General features: G+C 63.2%; 21 protein-coding genes. 12 read left to right on the forward strand and 9 right to left on the reverse strand.

The features are described 5' to 3' along the window. The first annotated feature begins 5 nt into the window (after positions 1-5). The 6 genes from AC1RRE_RS03215 to AC1RRE_RS03240 all read left to right on the forward strand — a co-directional run bounded on the left by AC1RRE_RS03215 (position 6) and on the right by AC1RRE_RS03240 (position 4,861). Positions 6-620 (forward strand): BON domain-containing protein, encoded by a 615-nt coding sequence (locus tag AC1RRE_RS03215; protein WP_492979644.1) that lies wholly within the window; start codon positions 6-8, stop codon positions 618-620. 8 nt (positions 621-628) lie between these two features. After that, entirely contained in the window at positions 629-1,453 is an 825-nt protein-coding gene (locus tag AC1RRE_RS03220; RefSeq protein ID WP_492979645.1) for a SirB1 family protein, read from the forward strand. Positions 1,454-1,478: 25 nt separating this feature from the next. Continuing rightward, positions 1,479-2,435 (forward strand): glutathione synthase, encoded by a 957-nt coding sequence (gshB, locus tag AC1RRE_RS03225; RefSeq protein ID WP_492979646.1) that lies wholly within the window; start codon positions 1,479-1,481, stop codon positions 2,433-2,435. Positions 2,436-2,503: 68 nt separating this feature from the next. Then, on the forward strand, positions 2,504-2,701 hold the full coding sequence (locus tag AC1RRE_RS03230) for a hypothetical protein (protein ID WP_492979647.1): 198 nt from the start codon (positions 2,504-2,506) through the stop codon (positions 2,699-2,701). 99 nt (positions 2,702-2,800) lie between these two features. Further along, the gene (locus AC1RRE_RS03235) at positions 2,801-3,559 is read left to right on the forward strand and encodes an FkbM family methyltransferase (protein WP_492979648.1); all 759 of its coding nucleotides are present in this window, start codon (positions 2,801-2,803) and stop codon (positions 3,557-3,559) included. Between the two features lie 162 nt (positions 3,560-3,721). After that, on the forward strand, positions 3,722-4,861 hold the full coding sequence (locus AC1RRE_RS03240; RefSeq protein ID WP_492979649.1) for a DUF2336 domain-containing protein: 1,140 nt from the start codon (positions 3,722-3,724) through the stop codon (positions 4,859-4,861). A 10-nt stretch (positions 4,862-4,871) separates the two neighbouring features. On the opposite strand, the gene AC1RRE_RS03245 is transcribed toward AC1RRE_RS03240, so the two are convergent. From AC1RRE_RS03245 to AC1RRE_RS03260, 4 genes are all read right to left on the reverse strand, one after another. Next, complete coding sequence (locus AC1RRE_RS03245) at positions 4,872-6,665, reverse strand: sensor histidine kinase (RefSeq protein WP_492979650.1); 1,794 nt, start codon at positions 6,663-6,665, stop codon at positions 4,872-4,874. Between the two features lie 65 nt (positions 6,666-6,730). After that, complete coding sequence (locus tag AC1RRE_RS03250; RefSeq protein ID WP_492979651.1) at positions 6,731-7,864, reverse strand: alanine racemase; 1,134 nt, start codon at positions 7,862-7,864, stop codon at positions 6,731-6,733. 11 nt (positions 7,865-7,875) lie between these two features. After that, positions 7,876-8,268, reverse strand: a complete 393-nt coding sequence (locus tag AC1RRE_RS03255; protein ID WP_492979652.1) for a PaaI family thioesterase — start codon at positions 8,266-8,268, stop codon at positions 7,876-7,878. Positions 8,269-8,275: 7 nt separating this feature from the next. Continuing rightward, a complete protein-coding gene (locus AC1RRE_RS03260; RefSeq protein ID WP_492979653.1) occupies positions 8,276-8,971 on the reverse strand; it encodes a glutathione S-transferase family protein in 696 nt (231 codons plus the stop codon). 260 nt (positions 8,972-9,231) lie between these two features. On the opposite strand from AC1RRE_RS03260, the gene groES reads away from it, so the two are divergent. The 4 genes from groES to AC1RRE_RS03280 all read left to right on the forward strand — a co-directional run bounded on the left by groES (position 9,232) and on the right by AC1RRE_RS03280 (position 12,550). Next, on the forward strand, positions 9,232-9,549 hold the full coding sequence (gene groES, locus AC1RRE_RS03265) for a co-chaperone GroES (protein ID WP_374466228.1): 318 nt from the start codon (positions 9,232-9,234) through the stop codon (positions 9,547-9,549). A 44-nt stretch (positions 9,550-9,593) separates the two neighbouring features. Continuing rightward, positions 9,594-11,252 carry a chaperonin GroEL gene (gene groL / locus AC1RRE_RS03270; protein WP_492979654.1) on the forward strand — a complete coding sequence of 553 codons (1,659 nt, stop codon included), beginning with the start codon at positions 9,594-9,596 and terminating at the stop codon, positions 11,250-11,252. A 108-nt stretch (positions 11,253-11,360) separates the two neighbouring features. After that, positions 11,361-11,771 carry a DUF2177 family protein gene (locus tag AC1RRE_RS03275; RefSeq protein ID WP_492979655.1) on the forward strand — a complete coding sequence of 137 codons (411 nt, stop codon included), beginning with the start codon at positions 11,361-11,363 and terminating at the stop codon, positions 11,769-11,771. A 119-nt stretch (positions 11,772-11,890) separates the two neighbouring features. Next, positions 11,891-12,550, forward strand: a complete 660-nt coding sequence (locus tag AC1RRE_RS03280) for a peroxiredoxin (protein WP_492979656.1) — start codon at positions 11,891-11,893, stop codon at positions 12,548-12,550. A 67-nt stretch (positions 12,551-12,617) separates the two neighbouring features. On the opposite strand, the gene AC1RRE_RS03285 is transcribed toward AC1RRE_RS03280, so the two are convergent. The 4 genes from AC1RRE_RS03285 to AC1RRE_RS03300 form a co-directional block, all read right to left on the reverse strand. Beyond that, on the reverse strand, positions 12,618-13,358 hold the full coding sequence (locus tag AC1RRE_RS03285; protein WP_492979657.1) for a hypothetical protein: 741 nt from the start codon (positions 13,356-13,358) through the stop codon (positions 12,618-12,620). 105 nt (positions 13,359-13,463) lie between these two features. Further along, complete coding sequence (locus tag AC1RRE_RS03290; RefSeq protein ID WP_492979658.1) at positions 13,464-13,793, reverse strand: aminoglycoside phosphotransferase family protein; 330 nt, start codon at positions 13,791-13,793, stop codon at positions 13,464-13,466. A gap of 416 nt (positions 13,794-14,209) precedes the next feature. After that, positions 14,210-14,506: a SemiSWEET family sugar transporter gene (locus AC1RRE_RS03295; RefSeq protein WP_492979659.1), complete on the reverse strand. Its 297-nt coding sequence runs from the start codon at positions 14,504-14,506 to the stop codon at positions 14,210-14,212. Positions 14,507-14,583: 77 nt separating this feature from the next. Next, positions 14,584-15,618, reverse strand: a complete 1,035-nt coding sequence (locus tag AC1RRE_RS03300) for a methionine synthase (protein WP_492979660.1) — start codon at positions 15,616-15,618, stop codon at positions 14,584-14,586. 149 nt (positions 15,619-15,767) lie between these two features. On the opposite strand from AC1RRE_RS03300, the gene AC1RRE_RS03305 reads away from it, so the two are divergent. Further along, positions 15,768-16,958 (forward strand): acyltransferase family protein, encoded by a 1,191-nt coding sequence (locus tag AC1RRE_RS03305; RefSeq protein ID WP_492979661.1) that lies wholly within the window; start codon positions 15,768-15,770, stop codon positions 16,956-16,958. On the opposite strand, the gene AC1RRE_RS03310 is transcribed toward AC1RRE_RS03305, so the two are convergent. Next, positions 16,944-17,969: a GlxA family transcriptional regulator gene (locus AC1RRE_RS03310; protein WP_492979662.1), complete on the reverse strand. Its 1,026-nt coding sequence runs from the start codon at positions 17,967-17,969 to the stop codon at positions 16,944-16,946. The genes AC1RRE_RS03305 and AC1RRE_RS03310 overlap by 15 nt on opposite strands. A gap of 121 nt (positions 17,970-18,090) precedes the next feature. On the opposite strand from AC1RRE_RS03310, the gene AC1RRE_RS03315 reads away from it, so the two are divergent. After that, positions 18,091-19,149 (forward strand): class I SAM-dependent methyltransferase, encoded by a 1,059-nt coding sequence (locus tag AC1RRE_RS03315; protein ID WP_492979663.1) that lies wholly within the window; start codon positions 18,091-18,093, stop codon positions 19,147-19,149. Positions 19,150-19,151: the final 2 nt, after the last annotated feature.

The raw sequence follows: 19,151 nt of genomic DNA on the forward strand, positions 1-19,151 counted from the left end.
TGCTCGTGCGTTTCAAGACTGCAAGCCGCCTTGTTCTTTGCCTCGCCCTGCTGGGGGCCGCGCCGCTGCTGAGCGGGTGCATCGGTGCCGCCATCGGTGCGGGTGCCGCGACCGGCGTGGCTGCCGCCGAAGAGCGCGGCATCAAGAATGCCGGCAACGACAAGGGCATCCAGCTGGCGATCAACGACCGGCTGATCAAGGACAACCAGTATCTCTGGCGCAAGCTGTCGATCACCGTCTACGAAGGCCGCGTGCTGCTGACCGGAGTTGTCGGCACCGAATATTCGCGCGATGAAGCGACCCGCCTGGCCTGGGCTGCGTCCGACCGCGTCAACGAGGTGATCAACGAAATTCAGGTCACGCCGTCGGGCAACCTGTTCGATTACGCCAATGATGCCTGGGTCACCACGCAGCTGCGCACCAAGATCGCCACCGACAAGCAGATCGTCGACATCAACTATTCGATCGAGACGGTCAACGGCATTGTCTATCTGATCGGCATCGGCCAGTCCGATGAGGAGATCACGCGCGTGACCGATCATGCGCGCACGCTGAAAGGCGTGAAGCGCGTCGTCAGCCATGTCTGGCTGAAAACCGACACCCGTCGTCGTCCGGTCTAGGGCAGGGCATGAGCGAGCGCGCGGCGATCGAGATGGCTTTGAAGGCGCTCGGTGCCGCGCCTGACGACGGCATCGACATCGCCGAAGCCGCGCTGCTGCTGGCGGCGCTGGATCGACCCGGCCTCGACCTGACGCCCTATCGCCGCCATCTCGCCGATATTGCCGCAGCCCTCAGCCGCATCGGCGCCGATGCGGAAGCCGCGCCGCGCGCCATGGCGCTGGCCGGCGTGCTCGGCCTGGAATTCGGTTACCGCGGCGACACCGAGTCCTATGACGATCCGCAGAATGCCGATCTGATCCGTGTGATCGACCGTCGCATGGGCCTGCCGGTCAGTCTGGGCATTCTCTACATCTTTGCGGCGCGCGCGCAGTCCTGGCCGGTGGCCGGCATCGATTTCCCCGGCCATTTCCTGATCCGGCTGGAGGGCGAGGACGGCATGCTGGTGATCGATCCCTTCCATGGCGGGCGGATTGCGGCGCCGCCGGAAATGACCGATCTGCTGCGCCGCGTCGGCGGTGGCGAGGAAGTGCAGCCCGAACATGTCCGCGTCATGACGGGGCGCGAGGTGCTGCTGCGCCTGCAGAACAACATCAAGGGCCGCGCCTGGCGCGCCGGCGATGTCGACCGCACGGCTGAAATATTGCAGCGCATGCTGCTGGTGGCGCCGAATTTCGCGCCGGCCTGGCGCGAGCTGGGCGTGGTCGAGGGCAAGCTCGGCCACATCCGCCAGTCGATCGCCGCCACCGAGCGGTTCCTCATGCTGGCGGGTGATGAGGCGGCAAGCCTTGAGGCCGAGGCCTTCCTGCGCCACATTCGGCTGCAGCTGAATTAAGGTTTCTACAAAAAAGGACTGTGCCATGGCCCTCAAGGTGGCGATCCAGATGGACCCCATCGAAAGCATCGATTTCGATGGCGACAGCACATTCGTGCTTGGCCTCGAAGCCGAGGCGCGCGGCTACAGCCTGGTCCATTATCTGGCCAAGGACCTGAGCTTCCGCGATGGCCAGGTGCTGGCGCGCGCCCGTCCGATGAAGCTGCGGCATGAGCGCGGCAATCATTTCACGCTGGGCGAACCGGCGCTGATCGATCTGGCCGAAATGGATGTGGTGCTGATGCGCCAGGATCCGCCGTTCGACATGTCCTACATCACGGCCACGCATATCCTGCAGCACATTCACCCCAAGACGCTGGTGGTGAACAATCCGGTCGCCGTGCGCAACGCGCCCGAGAAGCTGTATGTGACGCATTTCGACGGCGTGATGCCGCCGACGCTGATTTCGTCGGACATGGAAACCATCAAGGCCTTCCGTGACGAACACAAGGACATCATCCTCAAGCCGCTGTTCGGCAATGGCGGTGCCGGCGTGTTCCATCTGAAGCCCGATGACGAGAATCTCGGCTCGCTGCTGGAAATGTTCACCAAGCTCAGCCGCGAACCGGTGATCGTGCAGAAATACCTGCGCGAGGTGCGTCAGGGTGACAAGCGCATCATCCTGATCGACGGCAAGCCGGTTGGCGCGGTCAACCGCGTGCCGGCAGCCGGCGAGGCGCGGTCCAACATGCATGTCGGCGGCCGTCCGGAAAAGATCGGCCTGACGGCGCGCGAACGCGAAATCTGCGACATCATCGGTCCGCATCTCAAGCGCGAAGGCCTGATCTTCGTCGGCATCGATGTGATCGGCGACTATCTCACCGAGATCAACGTCACCTCGCCCACCGGCCTGCAGCAGATCAACCGCTTTGACGGCGTGAAGCTGGAAGCGGAAATCTGGGATGCGATCGAGGATGCGCTCAGCCGCCGCGTGATGGCTTAGTCCCGTTAAGGTCACAGGAACCGAGCTGCGCCACAGGGTGTTTTCCTCTTACACAAGGAGGAAACACCATGCGCAAGATATTGATGGCCGCCGCTGTGCTGGCCGCCCCGCTGATGCTGGTCGCCTGTGCCAGCCCGGCCCCGCAGCCCCAGACGGTGATTGTCGATCCGCCGCCGCAGCGGGCGGTGGTGCAGCCAGGCCAGGCGGTCGTCGTGCCGCCCGGCAGCACGGTTCGCACCTGCCCGCCGGGTTACACCGTCTGCTAAAGGGATGCAGCTTCCGGCTGAAATGAGCCGGTAAGGCGCAAATATCCTGCCCTCCCGTCATGCCTTGCTCTACAGTCTTCTGAACGGGGACTGTGGGGCATGGCAATGGCGGGTCTGGAGCGGGGGCTCTGGACGGTGGAGGAGCGTGTGAAACACGCCCTGATTCCGTCTGGTCTGTATATCCGGTACAAGGTGCTGAAGGAGCGGTGGCGGGGTGAACCCGAACTGCGTCTGCTCGACATTCTGGTCGACAGGGATCGCAACGCTGTTGATGCCGGTGCCAACAAGGGCACCTTCACCCATGTGATCGCCGGCCTGTCACGGCATGTCTATGCCTTCGAACCCAATCCGAAAATGTTCAGCGTGCTGCGCCGGACGGCGGGACGCAATGTCACGGTGTCGTCGCTGGCCCTGTCCGACCAGGACGGCAGCGCCGATTTCCTGATCCCGCGCGGCCATGACGGCAGCCACTCCAACCAGGGCGGGTCGCTCAGCCGCATCAAGGTTTATGGCGATCATACTGCGCTGCCGGTCAAGACCGGGCGGCTGGACGACCTGAACCTGCCCGATATCGGCTTCATCAAGATCGATGTCGAGGGCAGCGAACTGGAGGTCCTGGCCGGAGCGGAGGCGCTAATCGCGCGTGACCGTCCAGTGCTGCTGATCGAAATGGAAGAAATCCACACCCGCCAGCCGATCGAACAGTCGCTGGCGCGCGTGGTGCAGCGTGGCTATCGCGGCCTGTTCTTCGATCGCAACCGGCACAGCCTGCGCCTGCTTGAGGATTTCGATCCAGAGACGATGCATCGCCAGCGCGACGCCGGCTATGTGTTCAATTTCATATTCCTGCCGGTCTGATTTCTGGCGGTCTGATTTTCTGCCGGTCTGATCACGGGCCGTAGGTATGCATACAAAGCTGGTGGACCTGCCTGTATTCTGATCAGATTTCATCAGGATATTTCCCGTGACATTCAGCGAAGCTTTGCTATTGTCCGCCGCCAAGATTGCGGGGGAAATTCAGTGGCGTCTGGGGCGTTTCTGAGCGTACAGGATGTCGAAAGGCTGCTGGCGGATCCGTCCCCGACAGCCCGCAAGGACACCGCCGTCAAGGTCGCGCTGGCCTGGACCGGTGGCGCGCTGACTCCGGCCGAACGCCATCTCGCCGAAGCCATTGTGCATGCCCTGGCCCGTGATGCCGAAATCACTGTGCGGCAGGCGCTGGCCGATCACCTCAAGGACACTGCGGCCCTGCCGCGCGGCGTCGCGCTGAAACTGGCGCGTGATGTGGCTGCCGTCGCCACGCCGCTGCTGCAATTCTCGCCCGTCTTCACCGATGCCGATCTGATCGAGCTGGTTCAGGCCGTGTCGCCGCTGCATCAGGGCGCCATCGCCGGCCGCCGCACGGTGTCGCCGGCGCTGTCGGATGCCCTGGTCACTCACGGCGCGGAACCTGCCGTGGCGATCCTGCTGTCCAATCGCGGCGCGCAGGTCAGCCCGGCGATGATGGAGCGCGCGCTCGACCGTTTCCCCGACAGCCGGGGCGTGGGCGATGCGCTGGCCCGTCATCCGAAGCTGCCGCCGAAATTCGCCGCTCGCCTGATCGCACAGGTCTCGGTCGCGCTGCGCGATGCCCTGGTGGCGCGGTATCAGATTCCGCCGGCCATGGCCGCCGACCTGATGATGCAACTGCGCGAACGCAGCCTGCTGGGTCTGACCGGCGACGGGGCCGAACCACTGGCGCTGGCCGACCTGGTCGCCGATCTGCAGAAGCGCGGGCAGCTCTCGGCCACGCTGATCCTGCGCGCGCTGGGTGGCGGCGATCTCGCCTTCTTCGAGCAGGCGGTGGCGCAGAGCGCCGGCATCTCGCTGGCCAATGCCCGCCTGCTGATCTACGATCCGGGCCGTCGTGGCCTGACAGCGCTGTATCAGCGCATCGGCCTGCCCAGCGACCGCTTCCGCATGACGGAAGCCATCATCGATCTGGCACGGGGCTTCGATTTCCTGCGCGGCACCGTGGAGCGCGCCGAATTTGTCGATGTGGTCATCGGCATGATGCTGGCCGATTACGCCATCCTGTGGGATCCGCAGGAACAGCGCTGGCTCACCCGCCGTCGCAGCCGTGCGCAGGCGGCCCAGCGTATGGCCGTCGCCGCGGCTTAAATCCGACTCTTTAAAGTGTGGTGCCGGTCCGGCTGGCCGGGAAGGTGACCGTGATCAGCGTGCCGCGGCCCGGCGCGCTGTCGATGGCGATGCGGCCCTGATGGGCCAGCACGAAGGCGCGCACCAGCGACAGGCCCAGACCGACGCCGCCATAGTTGCGGCTGAGCTGGCTGTCGGCCTGTTCGAAGGCATCGAAGATGCGCTTGTGATCCTCGGGCGCGATGCCGATGCCCTGGTCGCGCACGGCAATCGACAATTCCCGGTTTTCAGTATCGTAGCGGCCAGAGACCTGCACCGGCACGCCCGAGGGCGAGAATTTCAGCGCGTTGCCGATCAGGTTGATCATGATCTGTCGCACCAGCCGCGCATCGGCATGCAGCGGCGGCAGGTCGTCGGGTACATCGAGACGGGCGGCGTGTATGTCGCGACCGTAATGCGAGGCGGCGAGGCGTGCCGAAATCTGCAGCTCCTCGTCCAGCATCACCGGCTGCTCGTTCAGCACGATCTGGTTCGCCTCGATGCGGGCCAGGTCCAGGATGTCGTCGATCACGCCCAGCAGATGCCGGGCGCTGCCATTGATGTCGACCAGATACTCGTCGTATTTCTCCGGTGAGTCGCCGAACAGCTTTTTCTGCACGATGTCGGAAAAGCCGATGATGGCGTTCAGCGGCGTGCGCAGCTCGTGGCTCATGTTGGCCAGGAAAATCGACTTTGCCTGACTGGCCCGCTGGGCTGCGTCGCGTGCGTCCGAGACTTGGCGGAACAGGTCTTCCAGCCGGGTATTCTGCTGTTGCAGCTGGGCCGAGACCTGCTGCTGTTCGGTGGTGTCGATGACGATCAGGGCCTGGTCGTTATGCGGCGTGGTGCGGCGGCTGATCTGCACCCAGCGCCCGTTCGGCAGTTGCAGCGTGCCGCCGGCGATCTCGCTGGTCAGCAGCGCATCGGGCATGCCGGCGTTGCGCAGGATCGCGTCCAGGCTGCCGCCACGCTGCAGCAGGGCTTCGTCCAGTCCCAGAATGCGCGGCAGGCGGCTGTTCCAGAGTTGCAGCCTGCCCTGCGGATCGAGAAACGCAAAGGCCTCGGTGCTTTCGGCGATATCCAGCAGTTCGGTCTGGGCGCCGCGGATGCGATCGTAGAGCGCGGTGTTTTCCTCGTGCAGGCGGCGATTGCGCCGGATCACGCCATTGACGATGCGGTTGGTCATGATCATCGCGGTCGTGAACAGCGTCGAGGCGACCGCCATGGCGAACGCGACCGGCGTGCCCTGCAGCAGGAAATGGCCGGTGAAGGGGATGGCGATGGCCAGCATGAACGCCAGCGCCGCGCGCGGCACCACGGCCAGCGTGGCCGCCGAGCCGGCGATCATGCCGGCGGAGACCATCACCACCAGCAGCTGATACTCCTGGGCGAGATAGGGCAGGAACAGCGCCGTGGAGCCCCAGGACGCACCGGAGAAGGTCGCACTCCAGAAATCGAAACGACGCAGGCGCTGTGCGCGTTCAGGCGTGCGTTCCTTGCGGCTTTCACTGAGCCAGCGATGGATGATCGCGGTAAAGGTGATGGCATGCAGTGACCACCAGCCGAGCAGCCAGCGTGTCTCGACCTCGCCATACAGCAGCAAGGCGATGGCGGTGACATTGATCAGGGTGACGGCCGCGTTGATCGGCATCACCTGACGGAAGCTGATCGGCGCGTTGGCGCGGCTGCGGTTCTGCTGGTCGCTGTCCTGCGCCTGTGAGCGCTGTTCGTCCCGCAGCGATAGCGGAACGGTGATGGCTGTATCGGGCTTTACAGTCTCGGACATGCCGGCGAGTTTTCCCCTCGCCGGTACTCAACCGGAAATATAGAGGAAGCGCAACCGGTTTGGTTTTACCAGCCGTTCACGCGATCCCATTCGTCGACGACGGTGTCGCCGCCATCGGTCACGTAATAGCGGTCATACATCGCGCCGGTCATGCAGATATGATTTGTAAGGACGCGCAGGCGGCTGCCCGGCGGAAAGGCGCTGAAATCCAGCGGGGCGGCCTGCGGGCCACCAACCAGGCCGTGCTCCTGATGCACGTCATGGATGCTGAGACCCGGCAGAGGTAGTCCTTCTGCGGGACGACAGACGCGGCCATAGCCGGTGCCGGGCACATGCTGGTTGGCGCCGGTATCCTTCGACAGCGCCAGGCCGCCGGCATCGATCAGCACATGGTTGCGCTGCGGATGATGGCTGACCACCGAGGCCAGCACCGAAACGGCGATGTCGTCCATCCTGCAGCTGCCCAGGCCGGCCTGGAACAGGTCGAAGAAAACAAAATTGCCCGGCCGCATCTCGGTGATGCCATCCAGGTGTTTTGCGAACAGCGCCGTCGGCGTCGAGCCGACCGACACGATCTCGCAAGGCTGCCCGGCCTCACGCAGCCGCGTGGCGGCCAGCACCACGGCGGCGCGTTCCTCTTCGGCGATGCGCTCGATCTCGGCGATGCTCTTCGCGCCATAGGAATGCCCGGCATGGGTCAGCGCGCCGGCCAAGGCCGCACCCTGCTGCGACAGCGCGGCGGCCAGCGGCAGCAGGTCGGGTGCATCGGGTGCGATGCCGGCGCGGCCCAGGCCGCAGTCGATCTTGATCAGCGTGCGGAAGGTGACGCCGAGTTCGCGGCCCCTGGCGGCAATCGCCTCCGCCACGGCGATATTGTCGGTGATGATCTTCAGGTCGGTGCCGTCTTTCATAATGGCGGCGACCTGCGCCAGCTTCTGCGGCGCGATCGGCACGGCATAGGTGATGTCGCGGAAACCGGCCTTGGCGAAATAGGCGGCCTCGGCCAGTGTCGAGACCGTGATCGGGCCCTTCGCGCCGTCATGGCAGAGCTCAGCCACCTTGGCCGACTTCGCCGTTTTCAGATGCGGCCGCAGGGTCACCTTCAGCGCAGCGGCGCGATCGCGCATGCGCTTGATGTTGCGCAGCAGGCGCTGGCGATCCAGCAGCAGGACAGGCGTGGGCAGGTCGTCGAGGGTCATGATGCGGCTGCTTATGAACGGGGCGCGAGAACGAGCTGGGTCTGGGTCACCACGGCGGCCAGCTTGCCGTCGTTGCGGGTGATGCGGGTCTGCCAGACCATGGTGGTCTTGCCGCGATGCAGCGGCGTGCATTCGGCCTTGGCCGTGTCGCCGGCGGGAATGGCGGCGAAGAAGTTGGTCTTGCTTTCGATCGTGGTGGTGCTGAAGCCCTCGCCCAGATTGGCGACGGTGGCGACCGCGCCCAGCGTGTCGGCAAAGGCCATCACCGCGCCGCCATGCAGCACGGCCGGCCGCGTGCACAGATCGGGACGCACCGGCAGTTCGGCCAGCACTTTCTCCGGCGTCACGCTGACGATGCGCAGACCCATCAGGTCGGAAAACGGCAGGTTGGTCAGATCGGACATGGTGTCTTCACTTCATCAGTTCGTAGGGCCCGCCGGACTTGAGCGCGCGCTGGTAGGCCGGCCGCGCATGGATGCGGGCCAGGAAATCGTGGATCGGCTTGTGGTCATCGCCCAGCTTGGCGCGCGAGACGGCGGCTTCCAGCGGGAAGCTCATCATGATGTCGGCGGCGGTGAGGTTGCTGCCGGCGAACCAGCCGGTCTGCGTCAGTTCCTTGCTCCAGTAATGCGCATGCTGCGACAGCTGCGGATCGATCAGGGTCGCCTGCGCCTTGCCGGCGACCGCCTTGATGATCGGCCGGATCAGGCCGGGCACATTCTTTGGCAGGCGCAGGAAGATCAGCTTGAGCAGCAGCAGCGGCATGGCCGAGCCTTCGGCGTAATGCAGCCAGTAGGTGAAGCGGCGCTTCTCCGCCGTGCCGGCCGGCGGTATCAGGCGGGCCCCGTCTTTGCTATTCGGGCCATAGGTCTCGAGCAGGTATTCGACGATGGCGCCGGTCTCGGCGATGGTCTGGTCGCCGCTGGTGATCGCGGGATCGGTGATCACCGGCGACTTGCCCAGCGGATGGATTTTGCGCAGCTCGGCCGGCGCGCGCATGTCGGGGCCGCGCTGGTAATGCACCACCTGATAGGGCACGCCCAGTTCCTCCAGCAGCCAGAGCACGCGCTGGGACCGGGAATTGTTCAGGTGGTGGACGGTGATCATGCGGCAGGCTCCGGATTGAAGGCGTCACGAACTTAGGCTGCCCTCCAAAGCCTTTCACCTGTCGGCCCCCGTTTTGTGAACCGTGCCGGTTTCAAAAAAGATGGCGGAATCCGGGCAGGCTCCCTTGACGGGGGGGTGGGGGCTGCTTAAGTGTCTGGCGCTCTCCTAGGGGGAGTGCTAACAATCTGAAGACTTTCGCGGAAAACTGCGATTTCTGACGATTTCAGAATTTATCGATGCGACAATACATGGAGGATCGCATGAAGTTTCGTCCGCTGCATGACCGGGTGGTCGTTAAGCGCGTGGCCGAGGAAGAGCGTACGGCTGGTGGCATCATCATCCCGGACAGCGCCAAGGAAAAGCCGATGCAGGGCGAGATCATCGCCGTCGGCGCCGGCGCTCGTGATGAAAACGGCAAGGTGCAGCCGCTCGACGTCAAGGTCGGCGACCGCGTGCTGTTCGGCAAGTGGTCGGGCACCGAAGTGAAGCTCGATGGCACGGACCTTCTGATCATGAAGGAATCCGACATCATGGGCATCATCGAAGGCACCCCCGCCAAGAAGTCCAAGGCTGCTTAATCAGCGCCGCTTAGACCCTACAGATATTCCAAGGAGATAATCTCATGGCTGCTAAAGACGTTCGTTTCGGCGCTGACGCGCGCGGCAAGATGCTGCGCGGCGTCGACATCCTCGCCGATGCCGTCAAGGTGACGCTGGGCCCGAAGGGCCGCAACGTCGTTCTCGACAAGTCCTTCGGCGCACCGCGCATCACCAAGGACGGTGTGACGGTTGCGAAGGAAATCGAGCTGGCTGACAAGTTCGAGAACATGGGCGCCCAGATGGTGCGCGAAGTGGCCTCGAAGGCGAATGACCAGGCCGGCGACGGCACCACCACCGCCACCGTGCTGGCCCAGGCCATCGTGCGCGAAGGCGGCAAGGCCGTTGCCGCCGGCATGAACCCGATGGATCTGAAGCGCGGCATCGACCTCGCCGTCGAGAAGATCGTCGAAGATCTCAAGACCCGCTCGAAGAAGATTTCCGGCACCAAGGAAATCGCCCAGGTCGGCACCATCTCGGCCAATGGCGATACCGAAATCGGCAACATGATTGCCAAAGCCATGGAAAAGGTCGGCAACGAGGGCGTCATCACGGTTGAAGAGGCGAAGAGCCTGGAGACCGAGCTGGACGTCGTCGAAGGCATGCAGTTCGATCGCGGCTACCTGTCGCCGTACTTCATCACCAACGCCGAGAAGATGCTCTGCGAGATGGAGAACCCCTACATCCTTCTCCATGAGAAGAAGCTGTCGGGTCTCCAGGCCATGCTGCCGGTTCTCGAAGCCGTCGTGCAGACCGGCCGTCCGCTGCTGATCATCGCCGAAGACGTCGAGGGCGAAGCCCTGGCGACCCTGGTGGTGAACAAGCTGCGCGGTGGCCTGAAGGTTGCCGCCGTCAAGGCGCCGGGCTTCGGCGATCGCCGCAAGGCCATGCTGGAAGACATCGCGATCCTGACCGGCGGTCAGCTGATCTCGGAAGACATCGGCATCAAGCTGGAGAGCGTCACGCTCGCCATGCTGGGCACCTCGAAGAAGGTGTCGATCGACAAGGAGAACACCACCCTCGTCGCCGGCGCCGGCAAGAACAAGGACATCCAGGCTCGTGTGGCCCAGATCAAGGCGCAGATCGAGGAGACCACCTCGGACTACGACCGTGAGAAGCTGCAGGAGCGTCTGGCCAAGCTGGCCGGTGGCGTTGCCGTGATCAAGGTTGGCGGCGCCAGCGAGATCGAGGTGAAGGAGCGCAAGGATCGCGTTGATGACGCGCTGCATGCGACCCGCGCCGCGGTTGAAGAAGGCATCGTCCCGGGCGGCGGCACTGCGCTGCTGTACTCGGTGCGCGCCATCGACAAGGTCAAGGTCGACAATGCCGACCAGAAGCATGGCGTGGAAATCATCCGCCGCGCCCTGCAGGCCCCGGTTCGCCAGATCGCCGAGAATGCCGGCGTTGACGGTGCCGTGGTTGCCGGCAAGCTGCTGGAGTCCAAGGACACCAGCTGGGGCTTCAACGCCCAGACCGAAGAATACACCGACCTGGTGAAGGCCGGCGTCATCGACCCGACGAAGGTCGTGCGCGTCGCGCTGCAGGGCGCTGCTTCGGTGGCCGGCCTGCTGATCACCACCGAAGCCATGGTTGCCGACAAGCCGGAGCCGAAGTCGGCCGGCGGCGGCATGCCGGGCGGCGGCGGCATGGGCGGTATGGGCGGCATGGGCGGCATGGACTTCTAAGTCCGACGCTCTTTCGTTCAGAGCTTACGGAAAGGCCCGGTGGAAACACCGGGCCTTTTCTATTGCGGTTTCGGTCTACATGATGGGCAGAGCGAAGGAGCGCCGTTCATGACCAAGAGCCTTGCCATTGCCGCCGCCGCCATGTGGGCCACCCTGGCCGTGCTGGATTTCGTCTGGCTCAGCACGGCGACCAAACTGTTCTACCGGCCCAAGCTCGGTGCGCTCTTGAGCGAACAGATCGTCTGGGTGCCGGCCATCCTGTTCTATGTGCTGCATGGCTTGGGCGTGGCCTTCTTCGTGCTGCGCCCGGCGCTGAATGACGGCGACAGCCTGCTCACAGTGCTGCTCTGCGGCGCCTTCTTCGGCCTGGTCGCCTATGGCGCCTATGACCTGACCAATCACGCCACCATCCCGAACTGGCCCTTGAGCGTCACCATCGTCGACATGGCCTGGGGCGCCATTGTCACGGGTCTGGCGTCTACCGCCGGCATCTGGGCGGCGCGCAAGTTCGGCGCCTGATTTCACCGGGGACTATTCCACACAAAACCGTGTGTCGATCTGACAAAAAATCTTCGTTTCCGGAACTGCTGCCACCGCCCTAGCTTATGTCTTTTCCAGAAACCCGGAGGGAGGACATCATGAGTCTGCGCATTGGCGCCAAGGCGCCGGATTTCGAGGCCGACAGCACGGTCGGCAAACTGAAATTCCATGACTTCATCGGCGATGGCTGGGGCATCCTGTTCAGCCACCCCAAGGACTTCACGCCGGTCTGCACCACCGAGCTCGGCGCCGTGGCCAAGCTGAAACCCGAATTCGACAAACGCAATGTGAAGGTGGCGGGCCTCAGCATCGATCCGGTCGAGGATCACAAGCGCTGGGTCGGCGACATCAAGGATGTCACCGGCTTCCTGCCGGATTATCCGCTGATCGGCGATCACGATCTGAAGGTGGCCAAGCTCTACAACATGCTGCCCGAGGAAGCCGGCGACTCATCCAAGGGGCGCACGGCGGCCGACAACGCCACCGTGCGCACGGTCTATATCGTCGGGCCCGACAAGACCATCAAGGCGCAGCTGCATTACCCGATGACCACGGGCCGCAACTTCGATGAAATCCTGCGCATCGTCGACAGCCTGCAACTGACCGCCACGCACAAGGTGGCGACGCCGGCCGACTGGCAGCCGGGCGAGGATGTGATCATCGCCGGCAGCGTGAGCGATGATGAAGCGAAGCAGAAATACCCCGGCGGCTGGAAGGCGCCGAAGCCTTACCTGCGGATCGTGCCGCAGCCGAAATAGAGGATGCGAGCATCGTAACGACAAAGGGCGCCGGAAACGGCGCCCTTTTCTTTCACGCCCCCGTCTTTCATGAAGAGGATGAAAGATTCCATGCGTAGGGCGGATATAGTCTTCTTATCTCCTGAACTATTTTTCCCAGCTTGTTTTCAGTGGGCGCCAGATTGCGTGCATAAATGAACAGATCGTCGGCTTCGCTCAGACGATCCCGCAATTGCATCCTGACGCCAACCACACCGTGTGACAGGGATTGCATGCTGGCATTAAGCATTTGCGGGTCTGCCCAAACCTCATTCGCGGCACAGACAATACTTTCGATGTCTGTGGCTAAAAGTGGCTTCCGGGTCACGACTTCCATTTCCATTTGCTGCTCGGTTTCCCATTTGCGAGCAAAGCTTGCAGCTTTTTTGTCGGTAAAGACTGGGTCTCTGGGCCTTCGGCTCTGTCTGTTGCGAGCGTCGTATGATCGGCGCTCTACATGAATGACTTCCATGCGGTCGAGGTCTATGCCGGTCCAGAAACTACCATCGGTCAGAAAGAGGCCCACTAGGCCCCCGCTTATGTGGGCAATGTAACCACGTTCTATCGCCGAGATTTCTGGCGGCGTTGTCAGCCGTGCAGACTGAGTGATTATCTTTCCGGACTGACGGGCTGCGGATGCTGCTGCTTCCGAAAAACTACGACGCAAGGAAAGGACAAGAGGATATTTCTCGTCATAGCCAGCTTTGGTGGATGAATAGGGAGCGCCATGGCAGGAGACTTCAATTTTTGCCGTTGGTGACTGACAGGCCATGAGCAACGCCGCCAGCACGCTGTATACAATTATCCTCACCTGTCCTCCGAACCTGCTGTAGAGTTTTAGAAGATACAGAATGTGGCTCGGACTGAAATCATAAAGTGGCTGCAATTTCCGCCATCAGCAGCGGATACTTCGCGGTCTCCCGGTCGTCTTCTGCCGTCGCCAGCACGCCGCCCTACAGGGAATGCGCGTCGCATCGTCGTCAGTGTTCTGCGTGTCATGCGCCATGGCGGGCAGCGATGATGTGGGCGAGAGTCGTTCGAGCAGCAGCGTGCCGATGTTCTCGTGGTCGTCATAGGCCAGCACGCGCGCCGCGCCATCGCCATCCCACCAGCGCATCCGAAAGCCGCCCAGGCGTTCGTAGTGTTCCTGCGGACATTTCAGCATCGCCGGAATGCCATCCGTCGTGACGACGGGCAGCAAGTGGCTGCTGTGGGTTTTGATCACCGCGCCGCCATGCGGCAGATCGGGCGCAGGCCCAGCGGTCGAGCCAGGACTGGAAGGAAAAATCGTTGTCCATCGAACTGGTTTAATGTACTCTATATGTTCTTATCGGTCAAATATCCAGGCAAGCCGGTTTTCCACCGTTTTGCCTGCTGTTGTCGTGCATCGTGAATCCAGCAGAGGTGAGGCCCGCCGCTCTCGGTGGTGGTCTGCATATAGATGTATTCGCGGGCGCCAGTGGGCTCCAGCGGTCGTTAACGGACTCCAGTGAACCGTAACGAACCGGAATGAACGCAAACGAAGCCAAACGAACCAAAACGAACGCAAACGAAGCGAAACGAACTGAAACGAAGCCGAACGAACGCAAACGAAGCAAAACGAAGCAAAACGAAGCGAAAGGAACGAGAGTCGCGCCCGGCTTATTTCGCCGGATCGACCCTATCCGCCACCTCGTCCTTCACGCGCTGCGGCGACAGCTTCATGAACAGGATGAAGCCCGAGAGCAGCAGGCAGAGGCCATTGCACAGGATAATCGGCCACTGCATCAGCACCAGGCCGTAGGCCAGCCAGAGCGCGAAGCCCACCACGGTGATGCTGTACATCACCGCCGAGATATCATGGGTGCGGCGCGAGCGGATCACTTTCCAGGCCTGCGGCGTGAAGCTGACCGTCGAGGCGATGGCGGCGCCGGCGCCAAGCAAAGTGGCGGTATCCATGAAAAAGGGCCCCGGTTTGTGACGACCGGGACCCCAACGGTTTTACAAGGCGGACCGTTCCTTAAGCGAACTGTTCCCTAGGCGAATTGCTCCCGCGCCAGCGCCGCACCATCGCCCAGCGCCTTCAGCTTGGCCTGCGCCACCGCCGTGTCCAGCGGAGCCAGACCGCAGTTGGTGCAGGGAATGATCTTGTCCTTGGGCACATACTGCATGGCGGTCTTGATCGTCTCGGCGATCTCCTGCGGTGTCTCGATGGTGTCGGATGCCACATCGATCACGCCGACCATGACCTCCTTGCCCTCCAGCATGGACATCAGGTGCGGCGGCACCTTGGAGTGGAAGCATTCCAGCGAGACCTGGTCGATCTTGCTCTTGGCCAGACCGGGGAAGAAATCCTCATACTGGCGCCATTCCTGGCCGAGCGAATTCTTCCAGTCGATATTGGCCTTGATGCCATAACCGTAGCAGATATGCACGGCGGTCTTGCATTTCAGGCCGTCGGCGGCGCGATGCAGCGCCTCGATGCCCCATTCGCCGGCCTGCTTGGTATAGGCGTTGAAGGCAGGCTCATCAAACTGAATGATATCGACGCCTTCGGCCTCCAACGCCTTGGCTTCGGCATTCAGCAGATCGGCAAAGGCCATCGCCATCTTGATGCGGTCGCCGTAATACTCATCCGCAATGGTGTCGATGATGGTCATCGGGCCGGGCAGGGTGAATTTCAGCGTGCGCTTGGTATGGGCGCGGCAGAAGGCGCCTTCCCACGGATGGGCGCGCTGCTTCTGCTCCAGCTTGCCCACCACGCGCGGCACCATCGCCTTGTAGCGGTTGTCGCGAATGCCCATCTCCACCTTGTTCTGGCGGTCGATGCCGGCGATATGCTCGACGAAGCCATGCACGAAATGCTGGCGCGACATCTCGCCGTCGCCCACCGTGGTCAGGCCGGCATCTTCCTGCGACTTGATCCACAGCAGGGTCGCGTCGCGCTTGGCATCCTCAAGGTCCTTGCCCTCCGCCTTCCACTGCGGCCACAGCTTGTGGGTTTCCGCCAGCCAGGCGGGCTTGGGCAGGCTGCCGGCGACGGCGGTGGGGAACAGGTGCTTGGCGGACATGGTGCGTGATTTCTCCATGAATCAGACGGCGTGAATCGGCCCGCACGATACCACCTGTGACCATGATGAGACATAGCCTCACGGTGGTGTGAAATCTGCTGCGCTGCAGCGTTGAATCTGCCGTCTGACGACTATGGGCGGGATGAGGTATGCGCCGGATTCTGTATCTCGATGGATTGCGTGGCTGGGCAGCGCTGTTCGTGCTGTTCCATCACCTGCTGCTGGCCTTTGCGCCGGATGGCCATGAAGCCGGGATCAAGGCGTCACCGGCGGCCGCGCCCTTGAGCTTCCTGACCGATGGTCCGCTGGCGGTGTCGATCTTTTTCATCCTGTCGGGGATCGTCCTGACGGCCGCGGTGAGCAATGCGCGCGACAAAGGGCTGGCGCTCGGCCTGCCGGCGCTGACGCTCAAGCGCTGGCTGCGGCTCGGGCTGCCGATCTTCGCCGCCGGACTGGTGGTGCTGGCGCTGCTGCAGATGAATGCCGACCGCAGCATCGCCATCGGCTGGGCCTCGGAGTCGAGCTGGATGCGCAAGTTCTTCCCGCCGGCCTACGATCCGTCCGTCTGGGACATCCTGCGCGAGGCCTTTGTCACGGCCTTCGTCGGCCCCGATACGCCGGTGCATGATCCGGTGCTGTGGACCATCCGCATCGAATTCCCCGGCTCCATTCTGGTTTTCCTGCTGGCGCTGTATGTGCCGGGCGGGCTGCCGCGCCTGGTCACGGCTTTGCTGGTTGGTTGCGGCCTGGCGCTGCTGCCGCAGGCCTGGCCGGGCGGCTGGATCGCCAATTACTGCTCGCTGTTCGCGCTCGGCGTCGTGTTCTATGAACTGGCAACGCTGGATGCGAAGCGCGGCGTCGAACCCGGCGTCTGGCGCGGCCCGGTTGGCGTCACGCTGGTGATCCTGGGCCTGTGCCTGTTCCCGCTATTCGGTATCAGCGTCTACGATCCGGCCTCGACGCCGCCCGATCCGGCCGGGCAGGCGATCCTCGGCACCAGCCAGATGCGTGCGGCGCTCATCGTGTTCGGCGTGATGCTGGCGCCGGTGCTGCAGCATTTCCTCGCCAACAGCCTGTCGGCGTTTCTGGGCCGCATCTCGTTCGGCCTGTATCTGCTGCATGCGCCGCTGATCTGGTCATTCGGCGGCATGGCCTATCTGCCGCTGGCGCCGCATCTGGGCCATGCGCCGGCCTCGGTCATTGCATCCATCGCGGTCGGTGCGCTGGCGGTCACCGCCGCCTGGCTGCTGCATCATCTGGTGGAGCAGCCGGCGATGACGATCTCGGCGCGGGCCGCGGCGCTGGTGACGCCATCGCCGCGGCGACTACGGACGGCCTAGGTCTTTTATGTAGGTGGGGAACTGGAACTGGCGGCGGTAGGCGCTGGGCGATAGACCGGTGATGCGCTTGAACAGCCGGCGAAAGAAGGCCGGCTCCTCATAGCCGACCTGCCAGCCGATCTCATCGACGGAGTCATTGCTGCGTTCCAGACGCAGCTTCGCCTGTTCGACGCGCAGGCGCTGCACATAGTCGAGCGGGGCATGGCCGGTCGCATTGGTGAAGCGGCGCTTGAAGGTGCGTTCTGCCAGCCCTGACTGCTTCATCGCTTCCTCGACGGGATCGGCAACCTGATAATGCGTGCCCAGCCAGTTCTGCGCCGCCAGCACCGCCGCGTCGCCATGATCCTGCCGGCCTTCGAAGATGATGTAGGGGGACAGGCCGTCCCGATGCCATTGCACGGCGAAGAACTTGGCCACGCCCTGCGCGGCGGCGGGGCCGACATGGCGTGCAACCAGATACAGCGCCAGATCATGCCATGACATGGATGCGCCGCAGGATGCGAACTGCTGGCGTTCACCGGCCACGACCAGTGGCTTTTCAGGATTGAGCGGAACAGCCGGATACAGTTTCTCGAACTGCCTGGCAAAATTCCAATGGATCGTGGTGGCCTGACCGTCGAGGAGTCCGGTTTCCGCAATCAGGAACGCGCCCGAGCAGGCCGAGCATATCATCGCGCCGCTTTCATGAGCCGCCTTCAGCCAGTTCACCAGCTCCGGATACCGTCCTGTTTTCCAGTCGGTGGTGATCAGCGTCGGCACGATCACGATATCTGTCCGGTTTATTTCTGCGATGCCGCGATGGATATGCACGGGCGTGCCTCCAGCCAGAACCAGCTGTCCGGAGGAATGGCCCACAATCTCGACCTTGAAGGGCGGCGTGTCGGGCGAGCCCGGCACAAATCCCGCCATCATGCGAAACGCATTCAGCAGGTCATGTAGGCCAAACATGGTCGAAACCGAGGTTTCCGGCACGGCCACCAGGCTGACATGAAGGTGCGGCAGTTGGCTCATGACTGGCACAGATGGCATATCAGGACCGATATTGACAAGTTACGCTCTCATCTTCCGCCACGAATCAAGCCATTCTCCGCCGCCCGCCCCCCGGGTAAATAGCAGAGAAGGGAATGATTCTATGATGATAGATCAGGATAAGCTTAACGCCCTCGTTGGCATGGCCGTGACCGACATGTCGGCCAGCCAGGGCGGCATCATGATTGTGATCGGCCACAAGCTTGGCCTTTACAAGGCCATGGTGGGTGCCGGCCCGCTGACCTCGACCGATCTGGCCAAGCGCGCCGGTTGCGCCGAACGCTATGTGCGGGAGTGGCTGAACTGCCAGGCCGCCGGCGGCTACGTGATGTATCACGCCGTCGAGCAGAAATACGAACTCACGCCCGAGCAGGCGCTGCTCCTGGCTGACGAGAGCAGCCCCGTCTTCATTCCCAATGCCTGGGAGGTCGGTGCTTCGATGTGGCATGACGAACCCAAGACCATCGAGGCCTTCCGCACCGGCAAGGGCGTCGCCTGGGGCGATCATCACGAGCGCCTCTATTGCGGCATCGCCGCCTTCTTCCGCAACGGTTATGCCGCCAACCTGGTGCCGGAATGGCTGCCGGCGCTGGATGGCGTGGTTCCCAAGCTGCAGAAGGGCGCGAAGGTCGCCGATATCGGCTGCGGCCATGGCCATTCCTCCATCCTCATGGCCAAGGCTTTCCCGAATTCGAAGTTCTGGGGTTTCGATACCCATGTCGGCTCGATCACCCAGGCGCGCGAGAACGCCAAGAAAGAGGGCGTGGCCGACCGCGTTTATTTCGAGGTCGCCAAGGCCGGCGACTATGTGACGCAGGGTTTCGACCTGATCTGCTTCTTCGATGCACTGCATGACATGGGCCATCCTGACAAGGCGCTGAAGCAGGCGGCCTCGGCGCTCGCGCCCGATGGCACGCTGATGCTGGTCGAGCCCTTCGCCAACGACAAGGTGGAGGACAATCTCAATCCGATCGGCCGCATGTACTATGCCGGCTCGACCGCCCTGTGCTGCGCCCATGCGATTTCGGAAAACGGCACGCACGTGCTGGGCGCGCAGGCGGGCGAGGGCCGGCTGGCGGAACTGGTGAAGGCCAACGGTTTCTCGCGGATGCGCCGCGCCACCGCGACGCCGTTCAACCTGATCCTGGAAGCGCGGCGCTGACC

Source organism: Ferrovibrio sp. GW821-FHT12D07, from assembly GCF_058807275.1.

What these genes read in the sequence shown, in the direction of transcription:
- AC1RRE_RS03220 (WP_492979645.1), top strand. Translation starts at nt 629, where the DNA reads ATGAGCGAGCGCGCGGCGATCGAGATGGCTTTGAAGGCGCTCGGTGCC.
- gshB (WP_492979646.1), top strand. Translation starts at nt 1,479, where the DNA reads ATGGCCCTCAAGGTGGCGATCCAGATGGACCCCATCGAAAGCATCGAT.
- AC1RRE_RS03230 (WP_492979647.1), top strand. Translation starts at nt 2,504, where the DNA reads ATGCGCAAGATATTGATGGCCGCCGCTGTGCTGGCCGCCCCGCTGATG.
- AC1RRE_RS03235 (WP_492979648.1), top strand. Translation starts at nt 2,801, where the DNA reads ATGGCAATGGCGGGTCTGGAGCGGGGGCTCTGGACGGTGGAGGAGCGT.
- AC1RRE_RS03245 (WP_492979650.1), bottom strand. Translation starts at nt 6,665, where the DNA reads ATGTCCGAGACTGTAAAGCCCGATACAGCCATCACCGTTCCGCTATCG.
- AC1RRE_RS03250 (WP_492979651.1), bottom strand. Translation starts at nt 7,864, where the DNA reads ATGACCCTCGACGACCTGCCCACGCCTGTCCTGCTGCTGGATCGCCAG.
- AC1RRE_RS03255 (WP_492979652.1), bottom strand. Translation starts at nt 8,268, where the DNA reads ATGTCCGATCTGACCAACCTGCCGTTTTCCGACCTGATGGGTCTGCGC.
- AC1RRE_RS03260 (WP_492979653.1), bottom strand. Translation starts at nt 8,971, where the DNA reads ATGATCACCGTCCACCACCTGAACAATTCCCGGTCCCAGCGCGTGCTC.
- groES (WP_374466228.1), top strand. Translation starts at nt 9,232, where the DNA reads ATGAAGTTTCGTCCGCTGCATGACCGGGTGGTCGTTAAGCGCGTGGCC.
- groL (WP_492979654.1), top strand. Translation starts at nt 9,594, where the DNA reads ATGGCTGCTAAAGACGTTCGTTTCGGCGCTGACGCGCGCGGCAAGATG.
- AC1RRE_RS03275 (WP_492979655.1), top strand. Translation starts at nt 11,361, where the DNA reads ATGACCAAGAGCCTTGCCATTGCCGCCGCCGCCATGTGGGCCACCCTG.
- AC1RRE_RS03280 (WP_492979656.1), top strand. Translation starts at nt 11,891, where the DNA reads ATGAGTCTGCGCATTGGCGCCAAGGCGCCGGATTTCGAGGCCGACAGC.
- AC1RRE_RS03295 (WP_492979659.1), bottom strand. Translation starts at nt 14,506, where the DNA reads ATGGATACCGCCACTTTGCTTGGCGCCGGCGCCGCCATCGCCTCGACG.
- AC1RRE_RS03300 (WP_492979660.1), bottom strand. Translation starts at nt 15,618, where the DNA reads ATGTCCGCCAAGCACCTGTTCCCCACCGCCGTCGCCGGCAGCCTGCCC.
- AC1RRE_RS03305 (WP_492979661.1), top strand. Translation starts at nt 15,768, where the DNA reads ATGCGCCGGATTCTGTATCTCGATGGATTGCGTGGCTGGGCAGCGCTG.
- AC1RRE_RS03310 (WP_492979662.1), bottom strand. Translation starts at nt 17,969, where the DNA reads ATGAGCCAACTGCCGCACCTTCATGTCAGCCTGGTGGCCGTGCCGGAA.
- AC1RRE_RS03315 (WP_492979663.1), top strand. Translation starts at nt 18,091, where the DNA reads ATGATGATAGATCAGGATAAGCTTAACGCCCTCGTTGGCATGGCCGTG.